The sequence below is a fragment of the Pedobacter panaciterrae genome (genome assembly GCF_013204795.1).
GTDB lineage: Bacteria > Bacteroidota > Bacteroidia > Sphingobacteriales > Sphingobacteriaceae > Pedobacter > Pedobacter panaciterrae.
This window is the reverse complement of sequence record NZ_JABMKW010000017.1, coordinates 61269-82054: the sequence shown is the minus strand read 5'-3', so window position 1 is coordinate 82054 and position 20786 is coordinate 61269. Positions and strand designations below refer to the sequence as shown.

Genomic DNA, 20786 nt, shown 5'->3' with positions numbered 1-20786 from the left:
GACGATTGTCATTACCACTTTTTTGTATTATTGTTACTCCCTACAATTCAAAGGAGTTTTTGAACACTTCATTACTTATTTTGTCCGTTTCATCAGTTTTTTGGAGGTGATGGTATACTAATACGATAATTTTGCGGTTAATTACCAAAACACTATGAAAGTATATCTCTTTTTCCTCTTATTTTCTATTACTTCAGTACCATTCTTCTTATCTGCGCAGCAGCGTTTCGCCATTAGTGGTACGGTAAGGGATGCTTCAACCGGAGAAACCTTGATTGGAGCAACGGTTAGATTGCAAAGTGCCACGCAAAATTCAGGTATTGCTACAAATGCATACGGATTTTATTCCCTAACAGCCGATGGAGGCGAGTATAGCCTCATCGTAAGCTACAGCGGCTACCAGAGCAATACTCAAAAAATCACCTTAAACAAGGCCTTAAAACTAAATATAGAACTTGCTGCCGTTTCAGATTTGCAGGAGGTAGTAATAAGTGCCAGTGAAAGGAAAAATGAAAATGTAAAGAGCCCTCAAATGGGTTTCAACAAGATCAATATGGCCGATCTTGACAATGTACCTATTCTATTCGGCGAAAAGGATGTTCTGAAAACCATACAGCTTTTACCGGGAGTAAAGGCAGGAGGAGAGGGCAATACAGGTTTTTTTGTACGCGGAGGAGCTGCCGATCAGAACCTGATCCTTTTAGACGAGGCCACAGTATATAATTCATCTCACTTGCTGGGTTTCTTTTCAACCTTTAATGCCGATGCCATAAAGGACGTAAGTTTGTACAAAGGTGGCATGCCATCGCAATATGGAGGCAGATTGTCATCAGTGCTTGATGTTAAAATGCAGGATGGTAATGATAAAGAATATGGCTTTGAAGGTGGACTAGGGCTCATCGCCTCACGCATAAAAGCAGAAGGACCAATCGTTAAGAATAAAAGCTCTTTTATGATTAGCGCCCGACGCACCTATGTAGATCTTTTGCTTAAAGCCTCGGGCGATTCGGCATTAAAGAACAATACGTTAAACTTTTACGACATTAATGCCAAGGTGAATTACAAGTTTGACGATAAGAATACGCTGTTTCTTTCAGGCTATTTTGGGCAGGATAATATTGGTATCAAAGACCTTTTTGCAAACGATTGGGGCAATACAACAGCTACTATCCGTTGGAACCATGTATTTAACAACAGGTTGTTTTCAAATACATCTTTGATCTATAACAAGTACAACTATGCCATAGAACTGCTCGATGAAAATAGCAATGCCAAGGTAAAATCCCTGATCAGAGATTTTAATTTTAAAGAAGACCTGCAATATTATACCAGTAACCACATCCTAAGATTCGGATTGCAGGCCACACACCATAGAATAGCACCATCTGACATTACCGCATCGGCCAATTCGAGCTTCAACCCTCTTTCTATAGAGAACAGGTACGGATTAGAAATGGCTGTATACGCTTCAGACGAATGGACCATTGGCGATAAATTTAATTTATTATATGGTTTAAGATTAAGCCAGTTTTCCCTTTTGGGGCCCGGTACAATAAATACATATGACAGTTCAGGAGAAGTAAGTTCCTCATCAACCTATAAAAGCGGTGAATTTGTTAAAAATTACTTCAACCTAGAACCGCGTCTTTCGGCAAGTTACACCTTAAATGAGCGAAACTCTGTAAAGGCATCATACAACCGAAATACCCAAAATATCCATATCCTTAGCAATTCAGGCACCAGCTCTCCAACAGATCAATATGTAATGAGCAGCAATAACATTAAGCCCGAGATTGCAGATCAGGTAGCTTTAGGGTTTTTCAAAAATAGCGAAAGCAATGCTTACGAATTTTCTGCCGAGGTGTATTATAAATGGTTGCAAAATCAGATAGATTATAGAGATGCTGCTGAACTAACAGCTAATAAAGATGTTGAATCTGAATTGTTGTATGGCAAGGGCAGGGCATACGGACTTGAGCTTTATGGTAAAAAAACCAAAGGCAAGCTTACCGGTTGGTTGAGCTATACCCTTTCAAAAACCGAAAGGCAGTTTGATGAAATCAATAAAGGCAAATATTATAATGCAAAGCAAGACCGTACACATGACCTGGCTTTGGTTGCCATGTACAACCTTAGTCGCCGCTGGTCGGTATCAGCTAATTACATTTACAGCACTGGTAATGCCGTAACCTATCCGGCCGGAAAGTATAATGTAGGTGGTCTTACCACTTATTATTATACCGATAGAAACGCCAACAGAATGCCATATACTTCCCGTTTAGATTTAGGGGCAACATTAAAGGCTAAGGAAACCAAGAAATTCCGTTCTAGCTGGACATTCAGTGTTTACAATGCATTGAACCGCAAAAACCCTTATTCTATCCAGTTCCGCGATAAAGAAAATGATCCAACACGTACCGAAGCAGTGCAAACCAGCCTTTTTGGCATTATTCCTTCGGTAACTTACAACTTTAAATTTTAATAGTGATGTTAAGAAAAATCAAATATTTAAGTCTGTTACTTGCAGTATCCTTTAGCATATGTTCATGTGAAAAAGTGATAGACGTTGAGCTTAATACTTCTCCAAATCAGTTGGTGATAGAAGGCAACATTACCAATAAATTGGGGATGCAAACCATTAAAATAAGTCAATCGGTTGCTTATACTGAACCTAACGATTACCCGGCTGTTCAAGGTGCCGTAGTAAATGTAACTGATGATCAGGGCAGTTCATGGATCTTTACCGAAAGCACACCCGGCAGCTATACTTTTGGCGCGTTCAAAGGAGAACCGGGCCGCACATATAGCCTTAAAGTAAATATAAATAATGTGCTTTATACTGCTTCTTCAACCATGCCAGATTCTGTAGGCATTGATTCGCTTGATGTTAAAGTATTTAATTTTGGTAGCGAAAAGCAAAAGCAGGCACAGGTACATTATAAAGATCCTGCCGGAATTGCCAATCAGTACCGGTTTGTGCTAAAAGTGAATGGTTTTCAATCGAGAAGTGTGTATTCTGAAAATGATCGCTTTACCGATGGAAACAATGTTCCGAGTGTGATGTTTTTTAATGGGAAAAATGATGATGACGATGAGCTGAAAACAGGCGATAACGTAGAAGTTGAGATGCAGTGTATAGATAAAAATGTATTTACTTACTGGAATACATTAAGTCAGCAATCACAGAATGGTCCTGGTGGTGGTGTTACTCCAGGTAACCCGCCTTCAAATATTAGCAATGATGCCCTGGGGTATTTCAGCGCACATACGGTTAGCAAAAAAGAAATGGTAGTGAAGTAGGGACAGACGGATATCACCCTTGACCGTCATTACTCTTCTCCGTCATCCCGAACGAAGAGAGAGATCCCTTGTTTAGGCGTAGTCCAAGAGATCTCTCTCTTCGTTCGGGATGACGTGAGGATGAAAAAAGTCCTGTATCATAATTATGATACAGGACTTTTTTTTATTAATAAATTTTTCAATTAATCTCCTTTTGTATAGCACTCAATATGTTAATGCTAGTACCTGGGTCTCGACTGAATCAAGGCAAATTAAGGACTGCGATAGGATTCTTTCGGAAAACAGGTACCTTTTTCCGAAGGAATGTCGATGCTGCCTCGACGCTGTCTTCAAGCTGGCCTTAGCAATCACACTATTATGTCCGGTGTTGGTACAGTAAACGTCGTCCTTGCCCTTCCCTTCATCGCCCTTCCTCGTCATCTCCTTTGGTTAACCAAAGGAGATGACGGGAGTTTTAGGATTTTAGCGAGAAAAATCGAGCGTAAAAATTCTTTCTCATTTTATTTACAGTACTAATATTTTTAGTATTATATTTGTTTGTTCATTTGCATTGCTAATACAATGATTCAAGAAAGGGGATAACATCATGAACGCAAAACAGGAATTGGTTAGTAAATTACAACAGGATATTCTGCTGTGGCAGGGCTTTAAACTGCAAGGTAAAGAAGCTGCTGAGGCGATTGGCCTTGGTGAGCTGGAAAACGTATTTCCAAACGGGGTTTTTCCGAAAAAGGCCATTCATGAATTTATTACGGTGCTGCCCGAACATGCGGCAGCGAGCGATGGTTTTATCGGTGGCTTGCTTTCGGTATTGATGAAGGATGGCGCTGCTTGTGTATGGATCAGTACTGCAAGAAAGTTATTCCCGGTTTCCCTTTGTCTGTTCAACGTAGAACCCGAGCGGATCATTTTTATGGATGTTACCAGGGAAAAAGATGTGCTCTGGATTATGGAGGAGGCTTTAAAATGTGAAGGTCTTGCTGCTGTGGTGGCGGAGTTGAATGAACTGAGTTTGATTGAATCCCGTAGACTCCAGCTTGCGGTGGAAGGTTCTGGTGTGACGGGTTTTATTTTACGTAAAGACGCCCGTAAGGCCGTAAGTACGGTGGCTACAGCGCGCTGGAAGATCAGCCCGGTACCCAGTGTAACCGAGGATGAAATGCCTGGTGTGGGTTTCCCTCGCTGGAAGGTGGAGCTGACCAAAGTCCGTAATGGAAATCCGGGAAGCTGGATCATGGAATGGGGAGGAGATCGTTTTGTGGAAGTACTTCCAGCCTTGAAAACAGCAGCATGGTACGATCATGAGGAAAGACAAATTGGTTAAACGGCTAAAAAATGCAAAAGCGTTATGTTTCGATATGGTTCCGTCATTTGCTGGCAGACTGGCAGCTGATCCGCCGGCCGGAACTTTGTGACATTCCTTTTGTTTTCGCAGCGCCCGATCATGGGCGCAATATGATTACTGCGACAAGTCCTTTAGCTGCTTCGCAGGGAATTGAGATAGGAATGCGTGCAGCTGATGCCAAGGCCCTTTGCCCGGGACTGGAGGTTTTGGATGATAAAGCCGGGCGCACTACCATATTGCTGAAAGGACTTGGAGAGTGGTGTGTGCGTTATTCACCCGTGGTGATGGCCGATGATTTTTCGGTAGATGGGTTGTTCCTGGATGTAAGTGGCTGTACCCACCTTTGGGGCGGGGAACGGGAATACCTGAAAGAAATCGTATCCAGGTTAAAAAGCAAGGGTTATACGGTTCGTGTGGCGATGGCTGATACTGCCGGTGCCGCATGGGCAATAGCTCGTTTTGGAAAAGTAACTCCTTTGATTGCACCCGGGACGCATACAGAAGCCCTGCTTGCGTTGCCGCCAGAAGCCTTGCGTTTACCGGAAAATACACTGGCTAAGCTGAGCAAGCTTGGTTTTTACCGGATCAGGAGTTTTATAGGTATGCCGCGCTCGGTGCTGCGCAGGCGTTTCGGAGAGGATTTTTTGGCCCGTTTGGGGCAGGCTTTGGGTACAGTTGATGAGTTGATTACTCCTTTGCAGGTGCCTGTTCTTTTTCAGGAACGCTTGCCTTGTCTGGAGCCGATTAAAACCCGCATTGGCATTGAAGTGGCGATCAGCCGGTTACTGGAGCATTTGTGTCTGCGACTGCAAAATGAGGGCAAGGGCTTAAGGACAGGGGTGCTGACTTGTTATCGTATTGATGGCAAGGTGGTACAAGTTTCTATAGGAACCAGCGGGGCAACCTGTAGCGTCAGTCATTTGTTTAAACTTTTCGAGTTGAAGATCGATCAGATCCGCCCGGCCCTGGGCATTGAACTGTTTGTGTTGGAAGCGCCTAAAGTGGATGATATTTTACCCGGACAAGAAGCGCTTTGGGCGGGTAAGCCCGGACTGGATGATCAGAGTGTGATCCAGCTGCTGGACAGGGTAACCGGTAAAATGGGGCCTGATGTGATTCATCGTTATGTCCCTGCAGCTCGCTATTGGCCGGAACGATCTGCGAACCGGGCAGTTTCCATTACTGAAAAACCGATAGCCCAATGGCATATTGACAGACCGCGCCCAACAGAATTGTTGAGTAAACCTGTCCCAATCGAAGTAATGGCCTTGATACCCGATCATCCGCCAAAGTTTTTTATTTATATGGGCATCAGGCATGTTGTGGTGAAGGCCGATGGTCCTGAGCGCATAGAACGGGAGTGGTGGTTAGATGTAGGAGAGCACAGGGATTATTACCAGGTGGAAGATGAACTGGGACAGCGTTACTGGCTGTTCCGTTCGGGTCACTATGGGGGCGAGCAGCGGTACCAATGGTTTATACATGGTTTTTTTGCATGAAGAATGAGATATGGAATACAGTGAATTACAGGTGACTTCTAATTTCAGCTTTCTAAGGGGGGCTTCCCATCCCCATGAACTGGTGGATCAGGCAGCTGCTTTCGGCTATAAAAAGGTAGCCATTACTGATCGCAATACGTTGGCAGGCATTGTTCGTGCACACGCTGCAGCTAAAGAAAAAAACATTCAGATCATTCCCGCCTGTCGCCTGGATTTACTGGATGGGCCAAGTTTACTGGCTTATCCTACGGACAAAGATGCTTATTGCAGACTTTCGGCTTTATTAACGGTTGGGAATCTGCGTGCGGAAAAAGGTTCCTGCCATTTGAATAAGGCGGATGTTTATGAACACGCTGAAGGGATGTTGTTTACCGTTGTGATGCCTGGTGTGCTGAACCGTCATTTCAATTTTGAGGATTCCTTTGTTAAAGATTTTGAGGAATATGGGGAAGCTTTGGGTAAGCAGTTATACCTTTCTGCAACACGTACGTACCTGGGTAATGATGATAAGCTGATCTTTCGCATCCAGCAGTTATCTGCTAGGTTTGGAATACCTGTTGTAGCCACCGGTGATGTGCATTACCACAATCCTTCCAGAAGGGAATTACAGGATGTGCTGACCTGTGTGAGAGAAAAGTGTACCATCAAGGAGGCTGGTTTCAGGTTGCATCAGAATGCGGAACGTTATATGAAACCGATTGCCGAAATGCACCGCTTGTTCCGTAATTATCCCGAAGCGATCCGTAATACGATGCACATCACTGAGGCATGTGCTTTCGCACTGGATGAACTGAAATATGTATATCCGGAGGAGATCAACAAAAGCGGTCGTTCGCCATTGGAAGAGCTGGAATACCTGTGTTTTAAAGGCGCACATGCATTTTATGGGGAGGTTATCCCGGAAAAAGTATTGAACATGATTGCCCATGAAATGGACTTTGTGCGGAAGATGGACTATGCGAATTACTTCCTTTTTGTGGAAGACATTGTCCGCGAAGCGAGAAGCCGAGGCATTTTATGCCAGGGAAGGGGATCAGCGGCCAATTCAGCAATTTGTTTCTGTCTGGGTGTAACCTCAGTAGACCCTATGAAGTTCGACTTGCTTTTTGAGCGTTTTATTTCTTCGGACAGGAATGAACCGCCCGATATTGATGTGGACTTTGAGCATGAACGTCGGGAGGAAATCATGCAGTACATTTATACCAAGTATGGCCGTGACCGTGCAGCGATTGTGGCGACGGTAACACAGCTGCACCAGAAAGGTGCTTTGCGAGATGTGGGCAAGGCCATGGGTTTATCTGTGGATACCATTAACAGGTTATCCAGTTCAGTATGGGAGTTTACAGACGAATGGTTTGAGGGCAAGCGTGTGACTGAACAGGGTTTGAATCCCCGGGATCCGCATTTGATGAAGACCTTGCAACTGACCGCGCAGATGATGGGTTTCCCCAGACAATTGGGCCAGCATACCGGTGGTTTTGTGGTGACCAATGGGAAGCTGACTGATCTCTGTCCGATCCTGAATGCGCGTATGGAAGACCGTACGAATATTGAGTGGAACAAGGACGATATTGATGCTTTGGGTTTTCTGAAAGTGGATGTATTGGCTTTGGGTATGCTGACTTGTATCCGCAAGGCTTTTGACTTGTGCAAAGCGCATTATGGTTTAGATCTGACCCTGGCCAATATCCCTCAGGATGATCCGGAGGTCTATGATATGATTAGTGCTGCGGATACACTGGGGGTATTCCAGATTGAAAGCAGGGCACAGATGTCCATGCTGCCCAGGTTAAGGCCCAAATGTTTTTATGATTTGGTGATTGAGGTTGCCATTGTCAGGCCTGGCCCCATACAGGGAGATATGGTGCATCCTTATTTGCGGAGACGTAATGGTGATGAACTTGTGGAATACCCTTCCGCTGAATTAAAAGAAATTTTAGAAAGAACCTATGGTGTGCCGCTATTTCAGGAACAGGCAATGAAAATTGCCATTGTAGCCGCAGGATTTACACCCGCCGAAGCAGATGGACTGCGTCGCAGTATGGCCACTTTTAAGTATACCGGAACGGTTAATTTGTATGAACAGAGGCTGGTCGAGGGGATGATGAAAAAGGGATATACCGAGGAATTTGCCAAACGGATTTTCAGGCAGTTGGAGGGTTTTGGGAGTTATGGTTTCCCCGAAAGTCATGCGGCAAGTTTTGCTTTGCTGGTTTATGTGTCCTGCTGGCTGAAACACTACTATCCGGATGCCTTCGCTACAGCCTTGCTCAATAGTATGCCAATGGGCTTTTACCAGCCTGCGCAGATTGTAATTGATGCACAGAAACATGGTGTGGAGGTTCGGCCAGTTGATATCAATTATTCTACATGGGATAATTTGCTGGAAGAAAAATCAGGGAAGTATTGTGCGATCCGTTTGGGTTTCCGGCAGATTAAAGGTTTAGGGCAGGAGGAGATGGATGTTTTGGTGAATTGCAGGGGAAATGAGTACAGGACAGTTACGGCCTTACGTGATGCAGGAATAGCGATTAATACACTGGAAAGACTGGCAGATGCTGATGCTTTCCGCTCGATTGGGTTGGACCGCAGAAAAGCATTATGGGAGGTTTCTGCCTTGCAGGATATGCCAGTGGTGATTTTTAAAGGGCAACCCTCAGAAAGTGTGTTGGAGGCACAGGTGGAATTGCCGTTGATGAGCAAAGGAGAACATGTGGTTCAGGATTATGCTACCGTAGGCTTATCGTTAAAAGCACACCCGGTGTGCTTTGTGCGATCACAACTGGAGATGCTGCGCATCTTGTCCTGCCATCAGATCAATAAGGAGGCGCAGAACGGACAATTGGTGAAGGTTGCCGGGCTCGTGCTGGTTCGACAACGACCGGGAACTGCCGGTGGGGTATGTTTTATTACCATTGAGGATGAGACTGGCTTTAGCAATCTGGTGGTATTTGAAAAGTTTTTTGATACCTACCGGAAAGAGATTTTGCATTCCAGGCTGTTGATGGTGGAGGGGCGTTTGCAGCGGGAAGGAGAGGTGGTTCATGTCATTGTGAGCAAATGCGTGGATTTGACTAAACTGATGGGTAAACTGGTGCAGCGGGAGCAAGAGGATTTGCCAGTACTTACAACGGTTCCCGGGGAAGTTCCAAAGGGAACCTTTTATGGGGGAAGGAATTTTAAATAATTCAATTATGTATCTTTAAACAAACAATCTCTTTGATCATTACCTTTCTGATAATCTTAAAGCAATTATAGAAGATTAAGGATTACCGGAAGGTTTATTGAGATTGAAAAATACTTGAACCGCCAATTTTGGATCATTTAACAAAAAACACTTAGCACTTGTATATTCGAATTAAAAACCTCTCTAAATGACAAAGCCAAATTTTGATAAGTCGGAAACTTGTGGTAGCATTAAATTGCCTCTATCCAGCCGCGGTGAGGATCTTGAGACTATCTCAAGAAACAAATTGTCGTTGCTTTTTGATACCCGATATTTTGAGATTAGGCATGAACTTCAGAGAGGGTTTACTGTTCAACTCAAGTCTACTGGATCAGTTAGAGTGAACAGGAACAGTTCAATTTCCTACCCAATAGAGGTAAGCAATATCAATTACTCAGTTATTCTTTTGTTGCTTATTTTTTGTAATTAATTGATTTTAAAATAGTTAATATTTGTATATCGAAAAATAAGTTCTGTATGTTAGATTTCTATTTATTAGCCGATAATCAGAATATGCCGAACTATCCAGAAGAAGAGGAATGTAAATTAATAGGCAGTATAGATGATCAAATTTTTGACAGACTAAAAGTAAAGAAGATCATTCCTGAAAGGTTTGACTACCATTCGGACTTTAGATGGGACACATCTTTAATACGGCAAATCAGGGTGAATATTCAAAAGCATACTGTTAATGATAGCGATATACAATCCTTATTGCTATTACTGGATACGGCCAAATCGTATGATAGCGGACTAGTCGCCTATGCTGACTGATGTCATACTTTGTTTATTTCTTAGGCTCTAAGCTGGCTCGTATTTCCTTTACTAGGGTTGCCATCTCCAAGGTTGGCCAGTATGCCAAGCATTTTTACCTCGAGGTTCCTTGACCTGAGGAAGAGCTCATAATTGACTTCGGAAATTCGGACCAGTTCATAGTTGTATTTGAAATTGAGTGCAATTGATGAGCTGAGTAAAGTGGTAACTGCCGCCCCAAAATCATCTGACGCCACAGATATTAAATAAAAAGATAAAGCCATTGCCGATGCAATTATTAACCCGGCTGTTGAGGCTGCTAAAGCCAAAGACAAAATCCCTGACTGGAAAACAATAGCCGCATCGGTAACGCAAAAGCATGATGCCACAACTGCCGACCGGACTGTTACCAGAGCGAAACTGTTTTTTTACTACGGTAAGGACTGGAAAGCTTTTGCCTCAGCAATTGTAAACTACACCGAGAAATATGAAGATACAGCCAACCTGGCTACCATAAATACCAATGCCAACTTTGTATTAGAGTATAGTGCAGACAAAGAGGAGCTTGCCAAAGCATTGGCATGGAGTAAAAAGCTTGTTGTAGGAATCCGATAATGCGGATTATAAAAAGACCTATGAGGCATTGAAGGAGAAACTGTAATAAAGATCCTTCCGCCACCCTTGCGGATTGTTAGTTAATAAAGGATCAGGGAATGGTTAGCCCTGATCTGGCCATACCAATTTGGTTTAACACTATTTAGGCTGAGTGCTGTGTTGATCTGGATGCACAGCATTCATAAACTTAGGGAGTTTTGTGAATTAGGTTAGAACAGTCGGAAGAAATATACGGCTGTTCTTTTTTATTTTAAACTGTTTATCCATTCCCTGATCAATTTAATTCCTTCTTTATGAGGAAGGGTCCTTGCAAGCTCAGGCATAGCAGTGCCCGGCTCTGTGCTATTCATTCTGTAAGCTAAAATAGAATGGGTAGCATCGCCAGGTATAATATCATAATTAAGCCCGCCAGCTCCACCTCCGGCCGAAACCGGGGCTTTTCTGATCCCTAAATGATTGGGGTTGGTTTGCTCATATTCTAGAAACAGACCTGTATTATAGGCGTCGCCTCCTTTGGTATGACAGTGGGCACAGTTTATATCAAGGTATGCTCTTGCGCGTTGTTCCAGACTGTAATGCTTAGCATCGGCCCAGTTCGGTAATTGAGCAACCGCTCCCGTATCTGGCAATCCTTTAAGTACTCCTTTTGCTGCCCATGCCTTAAGTTGATTGGTACTTTGTCCGACAAGGGTAATGTTAAGGTTTCTGGCTTTTGGACCAATAGGGATTAACACATCATTTTTAATGTGGCAACGCTTGCAATCATTGGTGTTTGGTACCTGGTAATTTGTAAAGAGTTTATTGCCATCATTATCCAATAAGGTAATCGGGATTTTTGCTCCGGTAATGTGTTTGATGGCCTCTGTTTGTTCTTTGTTCCACAGATAATTCATCACCTTCCAGTTCTTATCGGAAGGGTCTTTAACCAGTAGCCTTGTTTCGATCATTATTTTCTGATGATTGACATTGGTATAAGCAAAGTTTTTAACGATGATGGTTGAGTCAGGGAATTCAAGCGCACCCTGTGCCGTGTACTTCATTGCAGTACCTTTTGGTAAAACAATGAAGCGGTCTTTAACGGCATAATCTGTAAAGAGAGCGGTACTGATATCATAATGCAAAACCCCTTCATTGGGATCAAGATCCTTTAGTTTGTTTTTAAAGAAACCATAATCAGATAGTTTTTCTTTAAATACAAAGCCACTGTTTTGCACAGCCTGGCCGGTTTTGTTTTTACAACCCTGCTCACTTAAAATGGAAAGTGAAATACTGAAAAGGAGGAGAAACCCCAAAAGATAAGTTTTACGCATTGATACTGATTTTTACTTGCAGATATAAGGGGTAATGTTTGTGTTTGGTTTCCAGTTTTTAGGATTGCTGATGTTTAAAAAGTCGGCATTTACAAATAGGTTGTCGCCCGTTTGCTTTATGCAAATAGAATCCGGATTAACTGCTGTACCCTTGGTTAAGATATTGCTCGAGATGCCATCGTACATAATGAAAGGGATACGTTTGTTTTTTCTTGCCGGATCACTGGCATTTAACTGCTGTTCAACGGCTACTAATATTTTTCCAATACGGTGCTCATAGGCTGGCTGCGGAAAGGCGGGGCCCATTTCAATAGTATTGTTGTGAATATTGATGTTTTTTGAAATGGGAAAGTAATTGTCGTTTATTTTCTCGGCAGCTTTTTCATCAACTGCAAAGCCCGAAGCAATGGTTATTGAGGATGAATTGTTGTTAATGATCCGGTTGTTATAGATCTCAATATCTGATGCCGCCAATATAATAATACCGCTTCCGGGTGAGGCATTACCCACACCCCATGAGGTGCCAAAGCTGCCTGCCTTTGCAAAGTTTCTGAAATTATTATCGTGGATGTAATTGTTGTAGGCTTTAACATGGCCGCCTTTCTTTGAAAGATCCGGTAAGTCGAATACCAGAAAGCCCGCGGTGTTGTTATAAAATTCATTGTCGTAAACCTGGGCATTAGATGTGTTTTCGATTTCACAGCCTGCAACATTTTTTGCTGCTTTACATTTTCTTACCACTGCACTATCCGTTTGACCAACATAAATGCCTGCATCTGATGAGCCCTCTGTATAACAGTTTTCTATCAATACATTTTTACACATTACAGGGTAAATGGCATAGCCACCGCTGGTTGAGTCGGCTTTACTCCAAACTGCATGCAGGTTGGTAATGGTAACATCCCGGCTCTTGTTAATCTTTAGCAGATCGCCTTTAGAATCACGAATGGTCATTCCATCAATCACAAAGCCTTTTACATCTGTTACCCTAATGCCTTCTCCGCCCTGGCTTTGTTCTTTAAAGTCGAGAATAGTTTTGTCATGTCCTTCGCCCTGTATCATGATGTGGTTCACCTGTGCAATGCTCAGGTTGTCGAATTTATAGGTGCCCTGCTTCAATAAAATTTGTGTGCTGTCTTTTATCGACAGGAAAGCTTCGGCAATTTTCTGTTCTTCGCCAGGTTTAAAGGTTAACCTGGTTTTGTAGTTTCCCGCTTGCGTTGATTTGTTTCCTGTGCAGGAAAACAAAGAAAGGGTAACAAGAAGGGCAATTAGTAATGATGGGATGGTTTTCATATTAAAGGATATTATATGCATAAGTTACATAATAGACCGCGCCAATATTTGGGTTGGCAACGCCGGTTGAATAGTATTTGTTGGTAATGTTTGTAGCACCCAGCCTTATGCCGGAACGTGCTTTGATAAGTTTGTAGCTTACCTGGGCATCTATAACTGCTGAACTGGGAACCCTGCCCTCAGCTAAGCCACCCGAAACAACATAGAAATAGCCGGGCTTGTAACGTAGGGTAGTGCCAAACGACCATTCTTGCTTTTTGCCGAAACCGCTGTTGCCAAATTCCATGTTAACGTGGTAATGAGGCGTGTTAAAGTTGTTTACCTGGCTGTTGTTTTTGTTCTTAATGTTGTCTGAAAAGTAGTTGACCTTAGCCAAAAAGTTATGCGACAGGTCTACACTTACACTGGCAGCGTAGCCATAAGTGTTTACGGTTTGTCCGCCATTAAAAGCAATATTGTACTGTACATATGTACTATGATCTTTAAAAGCAGTTACATCATCGGTTCCCGGAGTATTTGCCACATTGGCGTAGCCGATAAAGTTTTTCCAGGTAGAGAAATAGCCCAATACATCAAACATTACTCTTTTGCCAATTAAAGCTGCATAACCAAGCTCAAAGGCATTTACAGATTGCGGTTTAATGTCATTGTATTCAAATTTCTTTAATACGGAGGCATCGCCTGATTGCTGATAAGCGGATACACTTTCAAGTGTATATGGCGGAAACTGATTGAAATGGTAATTGTCATTTAACAGCAAAGAAGAGCCTCCTGAGGAGTAGCTGTTATATCCGTTAAGTGTGCTTTGCAATGCCTGAATGTTTGATGGAAAGCTATACGCATTTTGATAAGAGAAGCGGATAAAGTTTTCTTTAACGGGCTCATACACTGCTGATGCTCTTGAGGTTACTTTAGGAGAAGAGAAAAGTGTGTTCTTGTCGTACCGGAAAGAGGTGCTTAGACTTAACCTGTCGGCTGCCAGTTTTTTTGCCAGTTGAATGTAGGCACTGTATTCTTTTACATTGATTGGTTTATCCTTATCAGGGAATAATGTGTTTTTACTGTTCAGGCTGTATAGGCGCCAGTTAACGCCGGCAATTACACTCATGAACTTAACCTTATCGGTAAAATTGTATTGAGCCTCTGCATTGTAGAGCTTACTGCGGTCAAGAAATAAGGTGCCTCCTTCGGAAATAGGTGTATTGGAAATCTTTTCTTTAAGGGCGTTGAATTCCGGGGTGCCTAATTGTGCGCGACCCTGATCTGCAAATGCCCGGGCAGCTAAATGTGCATCATTTAAGCTGGCCCCTCCGGCAAGGGAAGCGAGTAAAGCACCGGTATATTCCGGATACCATCCTCCTGTAGCACCATCATAACTCGTTTTCCATCCTTCGTTGATGTACTGAGCGGTTGGGCCGGCAATTATGGTTCTTCCGGAATTTTCTGAAGTGGTATATGCGCGGACAAACCAATTGTCGCTTTTTAATTCTGCGCGGTATTGGCCAACTTTAAAGGCCTTAAGCTGGTAGCGGGTATCGTTGGTGTATACGATGTTTCCTGTACCGTATGTGCCCGACATGATTGCCTCTAGTTTGGGATTTATTTTATACCTGAACTCGGCATTTACTTTGAATAATTTTGCCTTGTTATCCAGATATCCATACTCCGGATATCCTGTTCTGGCTACGTAATTAGGTTTGGCCAGTAAAGGTTCAATAAGGGGAGCCAGGGAAGGATCGCCCGCTAATGCTCCCTCTAAGAACGGATTAATATCTGTACTTGTAGCTCCACCATAATAGTTTACGCCATTATAATTTGGATCTGTAAACCTGCTGCCAGGGCCATTTTTATTGGTGCTGTCGGTAGCTACCCAATCGTTTGCCTGTGTATATTGAGAATTAATTTTAAAAGCCAGTTTCTCGTTGATCTTTGTGGCATAGCGGATTGCCCAGTCATAATATGGTGATGCGCCTACAGGGTCATAACTGCCGCTGTTTTTAACGTGGTTTACTCCTTGTGTAATCAGCACGCTTAAGCCCTGGTATTTAAATGGGTCTTTACCGGTCATTACCATGGTGCCATTTAAGCCTCTTGAACCGTAAAGTGCAGATGATGCACCCGAGAGTACTTCAATGTTGTCAACATCAAGCTGAGTTAAGCTGATGGCCGAACCCAGGGGGAAATTGAGCCCCGGCGCCTGGTTGTCCATCCCATCTACAATTTGTGTGAAATTGGTATTTCCGCTGGTGTTAAACCCTCTTGTAGAGATGCTGGTAAAGCCAATACTGGAAACGGTTACATCAACTCCTTTTAAACCCTGGATCATATCCATGTAGTTTAGCTGAGGGGAATTGCTGATGTCTTTACTGCTGAGCTGCTCTATGGTTACCGGAGAGGAGAGCTTTTTTTGTACCACCCTACTGGCCGAAACCACTACCTCTTGCCCAAGTATAGATGTGGGGTTAATGGTGATATCGAGCGCGGCAGAGGTACTTTGCACATCAACTTCTTTAGTTTCAAAACCGATAGAAGAGATGACAAGTACGATGGGTAATTTCTTTTTAATGGTCAGTTGAAACCTGCCCCTGTCATCAGAATAAGTTCCTTCCGAAGAATTCTTTACATGAATGGATACAGCCGGTGCGGCCTCCTGTGTGGCGCTGTTTTTAATCGTTCCTTTGATAACCTGAGCGTTTAGGTTGGCAAATAAAAAGTGAAAAGGGATCAATAAAAATAGTCTGGTTACTTTCATTGTGTTTGGTTTTGGTTAGTGCAATATAGATTGCAAAACCATCTGCATACAATGATTAGAACGTGTTTGGGACGAAATAGGGCTATAATGGGGTGAATGGGAACGTAGAAGAAGTACTGCTGAGGTATTGCTCAAATTGTTTTTGATGTGATGCTGAAACAGGAATCTGCAAGTCGGGCAATGGATCGAACTGAAGCACATAGCCTTTATGTGTTTTCTTTGAAGAAGAAACGGTTTTTATATTGATGGTATATGACCTGTGTACCCTTATTAAACCGGAATAACTGCAGGTTGACTCAATCTTTTTTAATGTGGTACGGATAAGCTCTGTTTTAACTTCACCACCCAATAGGTAATGAACATCTACATAGTTGTCTTCAGATTTAAAGAACAATACATTGTTCGGGTGAAGGGTTAATATGATTTTTCCGTTCTCATCTCCGATCAGCAGGTTATCTGAAAGTGCTTTGTGTTCTGTTGCTACCAATGAAAGGTTGTGTGCCAGTTTGTATTGCTGTGCGCCAAATAAAATCAGTAATGAAATTACATAAGGGGGGATGGCAATAAGTATGGTATAATTGAACGTGTCGAGATAATTGCTTACAGACAGGTCGGGATGATTGTTGAGCAGCCAGTCGCAACCCATAATGCCAAAGGTTAAGATCAGTATTTCACCAAGAAACCAGAAGAAATATTGCCCGTAGGTAAGGTATTCGATACGCAGCCATTTCCGCAATCCAAATTGGGTGAGCAGGAGTGTGAATGTTCCGGCAAGTGAAAAGATGCTAAAGATTTTGAACAAGTCAAATTTGCTTGCATCCTCATACCACCTGTTGATGTTAAAAGGCACAAAGGTGTACATGAAAAGCAAGCTGATTACAGTAACCAGGCTAATAAATATTATTTTATTAACGGATGAGTTAAGTATAAGGAAACGTTGATCCAGTGCACTCTTAAGTACAGTGTAATTGACGGAAAGCGGTGTAGTTCTTGCCATACAACGGTATGCTTAATATTTGGTAATGAAATTTAAGCATTTATTGTGGAACTTCCTTCAGGTCTGATTTTTTTAACCAGCCTTTTGTAACCTGCCCATCACTATCGGTAAGTGTAACATAGATAAAGTTGCCCTGTTCATCAATTACCTCAAATTTTGATTTGACCCATAGTCCTAAAATACCTTTTCTTGGCGCATCGTTATTTGGAGAATCATGAAAATAGAGTGTGGTTTTAGGGACTCTGTATTTTTTGCCCTCACTAAATATAACAGGTTCCTCTGGTCCTTCTTTAGGTTGTGTAACAGGAGGAGGAGTAGGCTTAGGTGTATTTGCTGCAGTTTGGCGTTCAAACTCTTTTTTTAAGCTATCCTGGTTGGTTTGTTGTGCCGCGGTATCTAAAATAATAGGTTTGATTTCCTCGGTGGTGTCAGGAATTATTTCTTCTGCCTGATGGGTGGTGTCTTGATGGACTATACTGCTGGAATCGGTAACCAGATCTTTTTTCGGTTCAAGATTTTTAAAAAACAAAGCATATGCTGAAAGAATACCCAGCATTAAAATGGCCATGATCATTAAAACAAATACTGGCTTTGCAACACGAACTCCTGATGAGGGTGCTGCAGTAACTGCGCTTGCTACTGTGGCCGCTGGTTTTGCAGCAGTTGCAGATACATTACTATGGCTATGGTGCAATACGGCATCCTGCAATTCCATTCCATTAGAGAATCTGTTTTCAGGTCGCTTCTCTAAACATTTCCTGATCACATCAAGCAGCCATGCAGGTACATTCATTTCTCGTGCCTTCACGTCGTCAGACCAGTTTTCCGGCAATTGAGCTCTTCGCAGTGCTAATATGTCGGGCACCTGCTTTTCCATATGGGCAAGCATTACCGAGTTACGCGCTGATTCTCCTTTGTTGATCAATGGGAAAGGAACAGTACCGGCCAGAAGCTCATAGAGTATTATACCATAGCTATACACGTCGGTTTGGAAGAACATTTCGCCGTCATGCTGTTCCGGAGCCATAAACTCAACTGCACCTGCATGTCGCACACTGCTGCGGCGCTGCTCGTCGGACATGATTGCCAGGCCAAAGTCGAGCAGGATGTAATTCCCTGTATCCGTATTAAATTTTACATTATTGCTTTTTATATCGCCATGCTTAACCCCAACTCTATGACAATGCGTAAGGGCATTTGCCAGCTGTTCGGCAAGTTTAATGGTCTCTCTGATCGTAAAAATTGGAGCGTGTGGTGATTTAAGCAGTTCTTCCAAATCTGGCCCTTCGATGTATTCCATTTCAATAAATGGGAAAGAGCCACTTTCGGTTAAGCCCGAATTAAGGATCTTAACTACATTTGGATTTGGTACTTCATTTACCTTTTTTAGTTTTTCAACTTCATTCTTAAAATTCCTGAAATTTCTATCGTCCGTATTTTCAGTATGAATAGGAGTTGGCAATATCTTTACCGCAGTAATAATGGCACCCATTCTTTTACCCTTGTAAACAGAACCCTGCCCACCTGTACGTAGGGCGCCCATGTTCTCTAATCCTTCTGTTATGGTAAATACTTTGCTCATAGTGTCTTTGTTGTTTTATTAAAATTCAGGAACATCATTAATCAATCCGTCCTTTGTTTTTTTAGTCGTTTTTGGTTTGATCGTATCCTTTTTAGCCGCCGGAACAGTTTGTAAGGTATCCGGATTCACTGTTGTAACTTTCTTGCCAGGTTCAGTTTTTGAACTGCTTTTTACTGGCTGTATTGGTTTACTTACAACGTTAGTGCTGTCTGTTTCAGTACCCTTACGTTGATTTAAGACCAAATTTATTCCAAATGTAGCTAAACAAATAAATAATATAATTCCGCCAATAAGAAATGCTTTTGCTTTGCCTCCTTTTTCGTACTTCTGAACCAAATTGGTTAGTCGTTCATTCTCGGCTTTCAGTTCATTTATTATTGTTGTAACCTGTTCGTTGTTAAGGATGTCCTGATTGCTATTGCTAACCGCTTCATACAGGCCAACTCCGTCGTGGAATCTTTTCTCCGGATCTTTCTCTAGGCATTTTTCAATAATCTGAAGTAACCAGGCCGGAGCCATCATTTCATGAGCTTTCTTTTCTTCTGACCATTCTACCGGTAAGCGGTTTTTACGGAGCTCCATCACATCAGGGATCTGCTTTTCGATATGTGAAAGCATCACCATATTTCGGGATGTTTCTGTTTTATTGATCAACGGAAAGGGGACCGTTCCGGCTAAAAGTTCATAAAGAATAATGCCGTAACTGTAAATATCGGACTGAAAAAGCATTTTGCCATCGTGCTGCTCAGGAGCCATAAACTCTACTGCACCTGCATGACGTAAACTGGAACGACGCTGTTCATCAGACATTACCGCCAAACCAAAATCAAGCAGTATATAGTTGCCAGTATCCGTATTGAATTTGATATTGTTACTTTTAATATCGCCATGTTTAACACCTACTTTATGGCAATGCGCAAGGGCATTGGCCAGGTGATCGGCCAGCTTGATGGTTTCTCTTATGGTAAATATCGGACTATGTGGTGGTTTCAGCAAGTCTTCCAGATCAGGGCCCTCTATGTATTCCATTTCTATAAAAGGAAGAGAGCCGCTTTCGGTAAGGCCTGAGTTTAATATTTTGACCACATTGGGACTTGGATCTTCATTAACTTTTTTTAGTTTTTCTACTTCGTTCTGGAAATCCCTGAAATTCTTGTCCTCAGTGTTCTCTGCGTGGATAGGTGTAGGCAATAGTTTTACGGCCGAAAGAATGGCGCCCATTCTCTTACCCTTATATACAGATCCTTGTCCGCCGGTGCGTAATGCACCCATATTTTCCAATCCTTCTGTTATAGTAAATACTTTTGCCATTTGTTTATAATTACTGATTAGAATGATAACTGAATTCTAAAACAGCTGATTCTCCTAAAATTATCTGATCTCCTTCTTGTAGTGCGTGCCCCAGTTCTGTGAAGGTAAGTTTTACAGAATTATGCTCCTTTACAGACCTTATTTTTACTTTATTTCGGGGAGGCACACCACCATCATCAGCAAAAAGCATAAAAGCTGCAGCATCATTATTCCATTCTATATGGGCATGTTGCCTGCTTATGTATTTGTTGCATTCATTTGTGCTGGAATCTGGAAAGGCAATGTTATTAACCCTGATAAAGCCGTCGCTATCCTGTGCCTGTTTTTCCCTGCCAATATTAATCTTGCCATCAGAAGAAGAGAGGGTATATTCGGCTTTCTCGGCCTCACCACTTAAAATTCTTATGTATGCTGTTCCTGATTTTTGTACTGCTGCATGTTCAGGTGTTTTTATGTAAAGGGCCACTTCCAGATTAGGCATTCTTATGGCTTGCTGAGGTAGCTCATCCACAAAAACATTTTCCATTGTCCAGGTTTTGGGAAGGTCTATTGCAAAATCATCAGCTATTCTTTGTACCTCATTTTTGAAATGATTCTCCTCTTCGGCAAAAACCGCCGATTCATACATGTATTTTTCTACAGGTATACAGGCAATGTAGAGCTGGAAACCTTTAATGTGTTTTCCTTCTCCGCCTTCCATTTTTTGTAGTTCCTGCTTAATGAAAACAAGTATAGCCTCCCTGATGGCTTTAACATCCTGTGGCTTTTCTGAGGTATTTTTACTAAATAGGTTAAACATG

The 20786-nt window shown here is 42.5% G+C and carries 14 protein-coding genes; 6 read left to right on the top strand and 8 right to left on the bottom strand.

Going from position 1 to position 20786, the window contains the following annotated elements; all coding sequences use genetic code 11:
• Window positions 1-154: 154 nt before the first annotated feature.
• From HQN86_RS11575 to HQN86_RS11550, 6 genes are all read left to right on the top strand, one after another.
• On the top strand, window positions 155-2482 hold the full coding sequence (locus tag HQN86_RS11575; protein ID WP_172661147.1) for a TonB-dependent receptor: 2328 nt from the start codon (window positions 155-157) through the stop codon (window positions 2480-2482).
• A 5-nt stretch (window positions 2483-2487) separates the two neighbouring features.
• Window positions 2488-3300, top strand: coding sequence for a DUF4249 domain-containing protein (locus HQN86_RS11570; protein WP_172661146.1), 813 nt, complete (start codon window positions 2488-2490; stop codon window positions 3298-3300).
• A gap of 586 nt (window positions 3301-3886) precedes the next feature.
• On the top strand, window positions 3887-4624 hold the full coding sequence (locus HQN86_RS11565) for an ImuA family protein (protein ID WP_216854388.1): 738 nt from the start codon (window positions 3887-3889) through the stop codon (window positions 4622-4624).
• A gap of 11 nt (window positions 4625-4635) precedes the next feature.
• Window positions 4636-6144 (top strand): Y-family DNA polymerase, encoded by a 1509-nt coding sequence (locus HQN86_RS11560; protein ID WP_172661145.1) that lies wholly within the window; start codon window positions 4636-4638, stop codon window positions 6142-6144.
• Between the two features lie 10 nt (window positions 6145-6154).
• Window positions 6155-9331 (top strand): error-prone DNA polymerase, encoded by a 3177-nt coding sequence (locus HQN86_RS11555; protein WP_172661144.1) that lies wholly within the window; start codon window positions 6155-6157, stop codon window positions 9329-9331.
• A 516-nt stretch (window positions 9332-9847) separates the two neighbouring features.
• Window positions 9848-10144 (top strand): hypothetical protein, encoded by a 297-nt coding sequence (locus HQN86_RS11550; RefSeq protein WP_172661143.1) that lies wholly within the window; start codon window positions 9848-9850, stop codon window positions 10142-10144.
• A gap of 20 nt (window positions 10145-10164) precedes the next feature.
• Here HQN86_RS11550 and HQN86_RS11545 read toward each other — a convergent pair whose 3' ends face one another.
• The 8 genes from HQN86_RS11545 to HQN86_RS11510 form a co-directional block, all read right to left on the bottom strand.
• Entirely contained in the window at window positions 10165-10407 is a 243-nt protein-coding gene (locus tag HQN86_RS11545) for a hypothetical protein (RefSeq protein WP_172661096.1), read from the bottom strand.
• Window positions 10408-10983: 576 nt separating this feature from the next.
• A complete protein-coding gene (locus HQN86_RS11540; protein WP_172661142.1) occupies window positions 10984-12048 on the bottom strand; it encodes an SO2930 family diheme c-type cytochrome in 1065 nt (354 codons plus the stop codon).
• 12 nt (window positions 12049-12060) lie between these two features.
• Window positions 12061-13344, bottom strand: a complete 1284-nt coding sequence (locus tag HQN86_RS11535; protein WP_172661141.1) for a parallel beta-helix domain-containing protein — start codon at window positions 13342-13344, stop codon at window positions 12061-12063.
• Window position 13345: 1 nt separating this feature from the next.
• Window positions 13346-16096: a TonB-dependent receptor gene (locus HQN86_RS11530; protein ID WP_172661140.1), complete on the bottom strand. Its 2751-nt coding sequence runs from the start codon at window positions 16094-16096 to the stop codon at window positions 13346-13348.
• 82 nt (window positions 16097-16178) lie between these two features.
• Window positions 16179-17093, bottom strand: a complete 915-nt coding sequence (locus HQN86_RS11525) for a LytTR family DNA-binding domain-containing protein (RefSeq protein ID WP_172661139.1) — start codon at window positions 17091-17093, stop codon at window positions 16179-16181.
• Window positions 17094-17133: 40 nt separating this feature from the next.
• Window positions 17134-18675 (bottom strand): serine/threonine protein kinase, encoded by a 1542-nt coding sequence (locus tag HQN86_RS11520; protein ID WP_172661138.1) that lies wholly within the window; start codon window positions 18673-18675, stop codon window positions 17134-17136.
• A gap of 18 nt (window positions 18676-18693) precedes the next feature.
• Complete coding sequence (locus tag HQN86_RS11515) at window positions 18694-19986, bottom strand: serine/threonine protein kinase (protein WP_172661137.1); 1293 nt, start codon at window positions 19984-19986, stop codon at window positions 18694-18696.
• Between the two features lie 10 nt (window positions 19987-19996).
• A complete protein-coding gene (locus tag HQN86_RS11510; protein ID WP_172661136.1) occupies window positions 19997-20785 on the bottom strand; it encodes an FHA domain-containing protein in 789 nt (262 codons plus the stop codon).
• Between the last annotated feature and the right edge of the window lies 1 nt (window position 20786).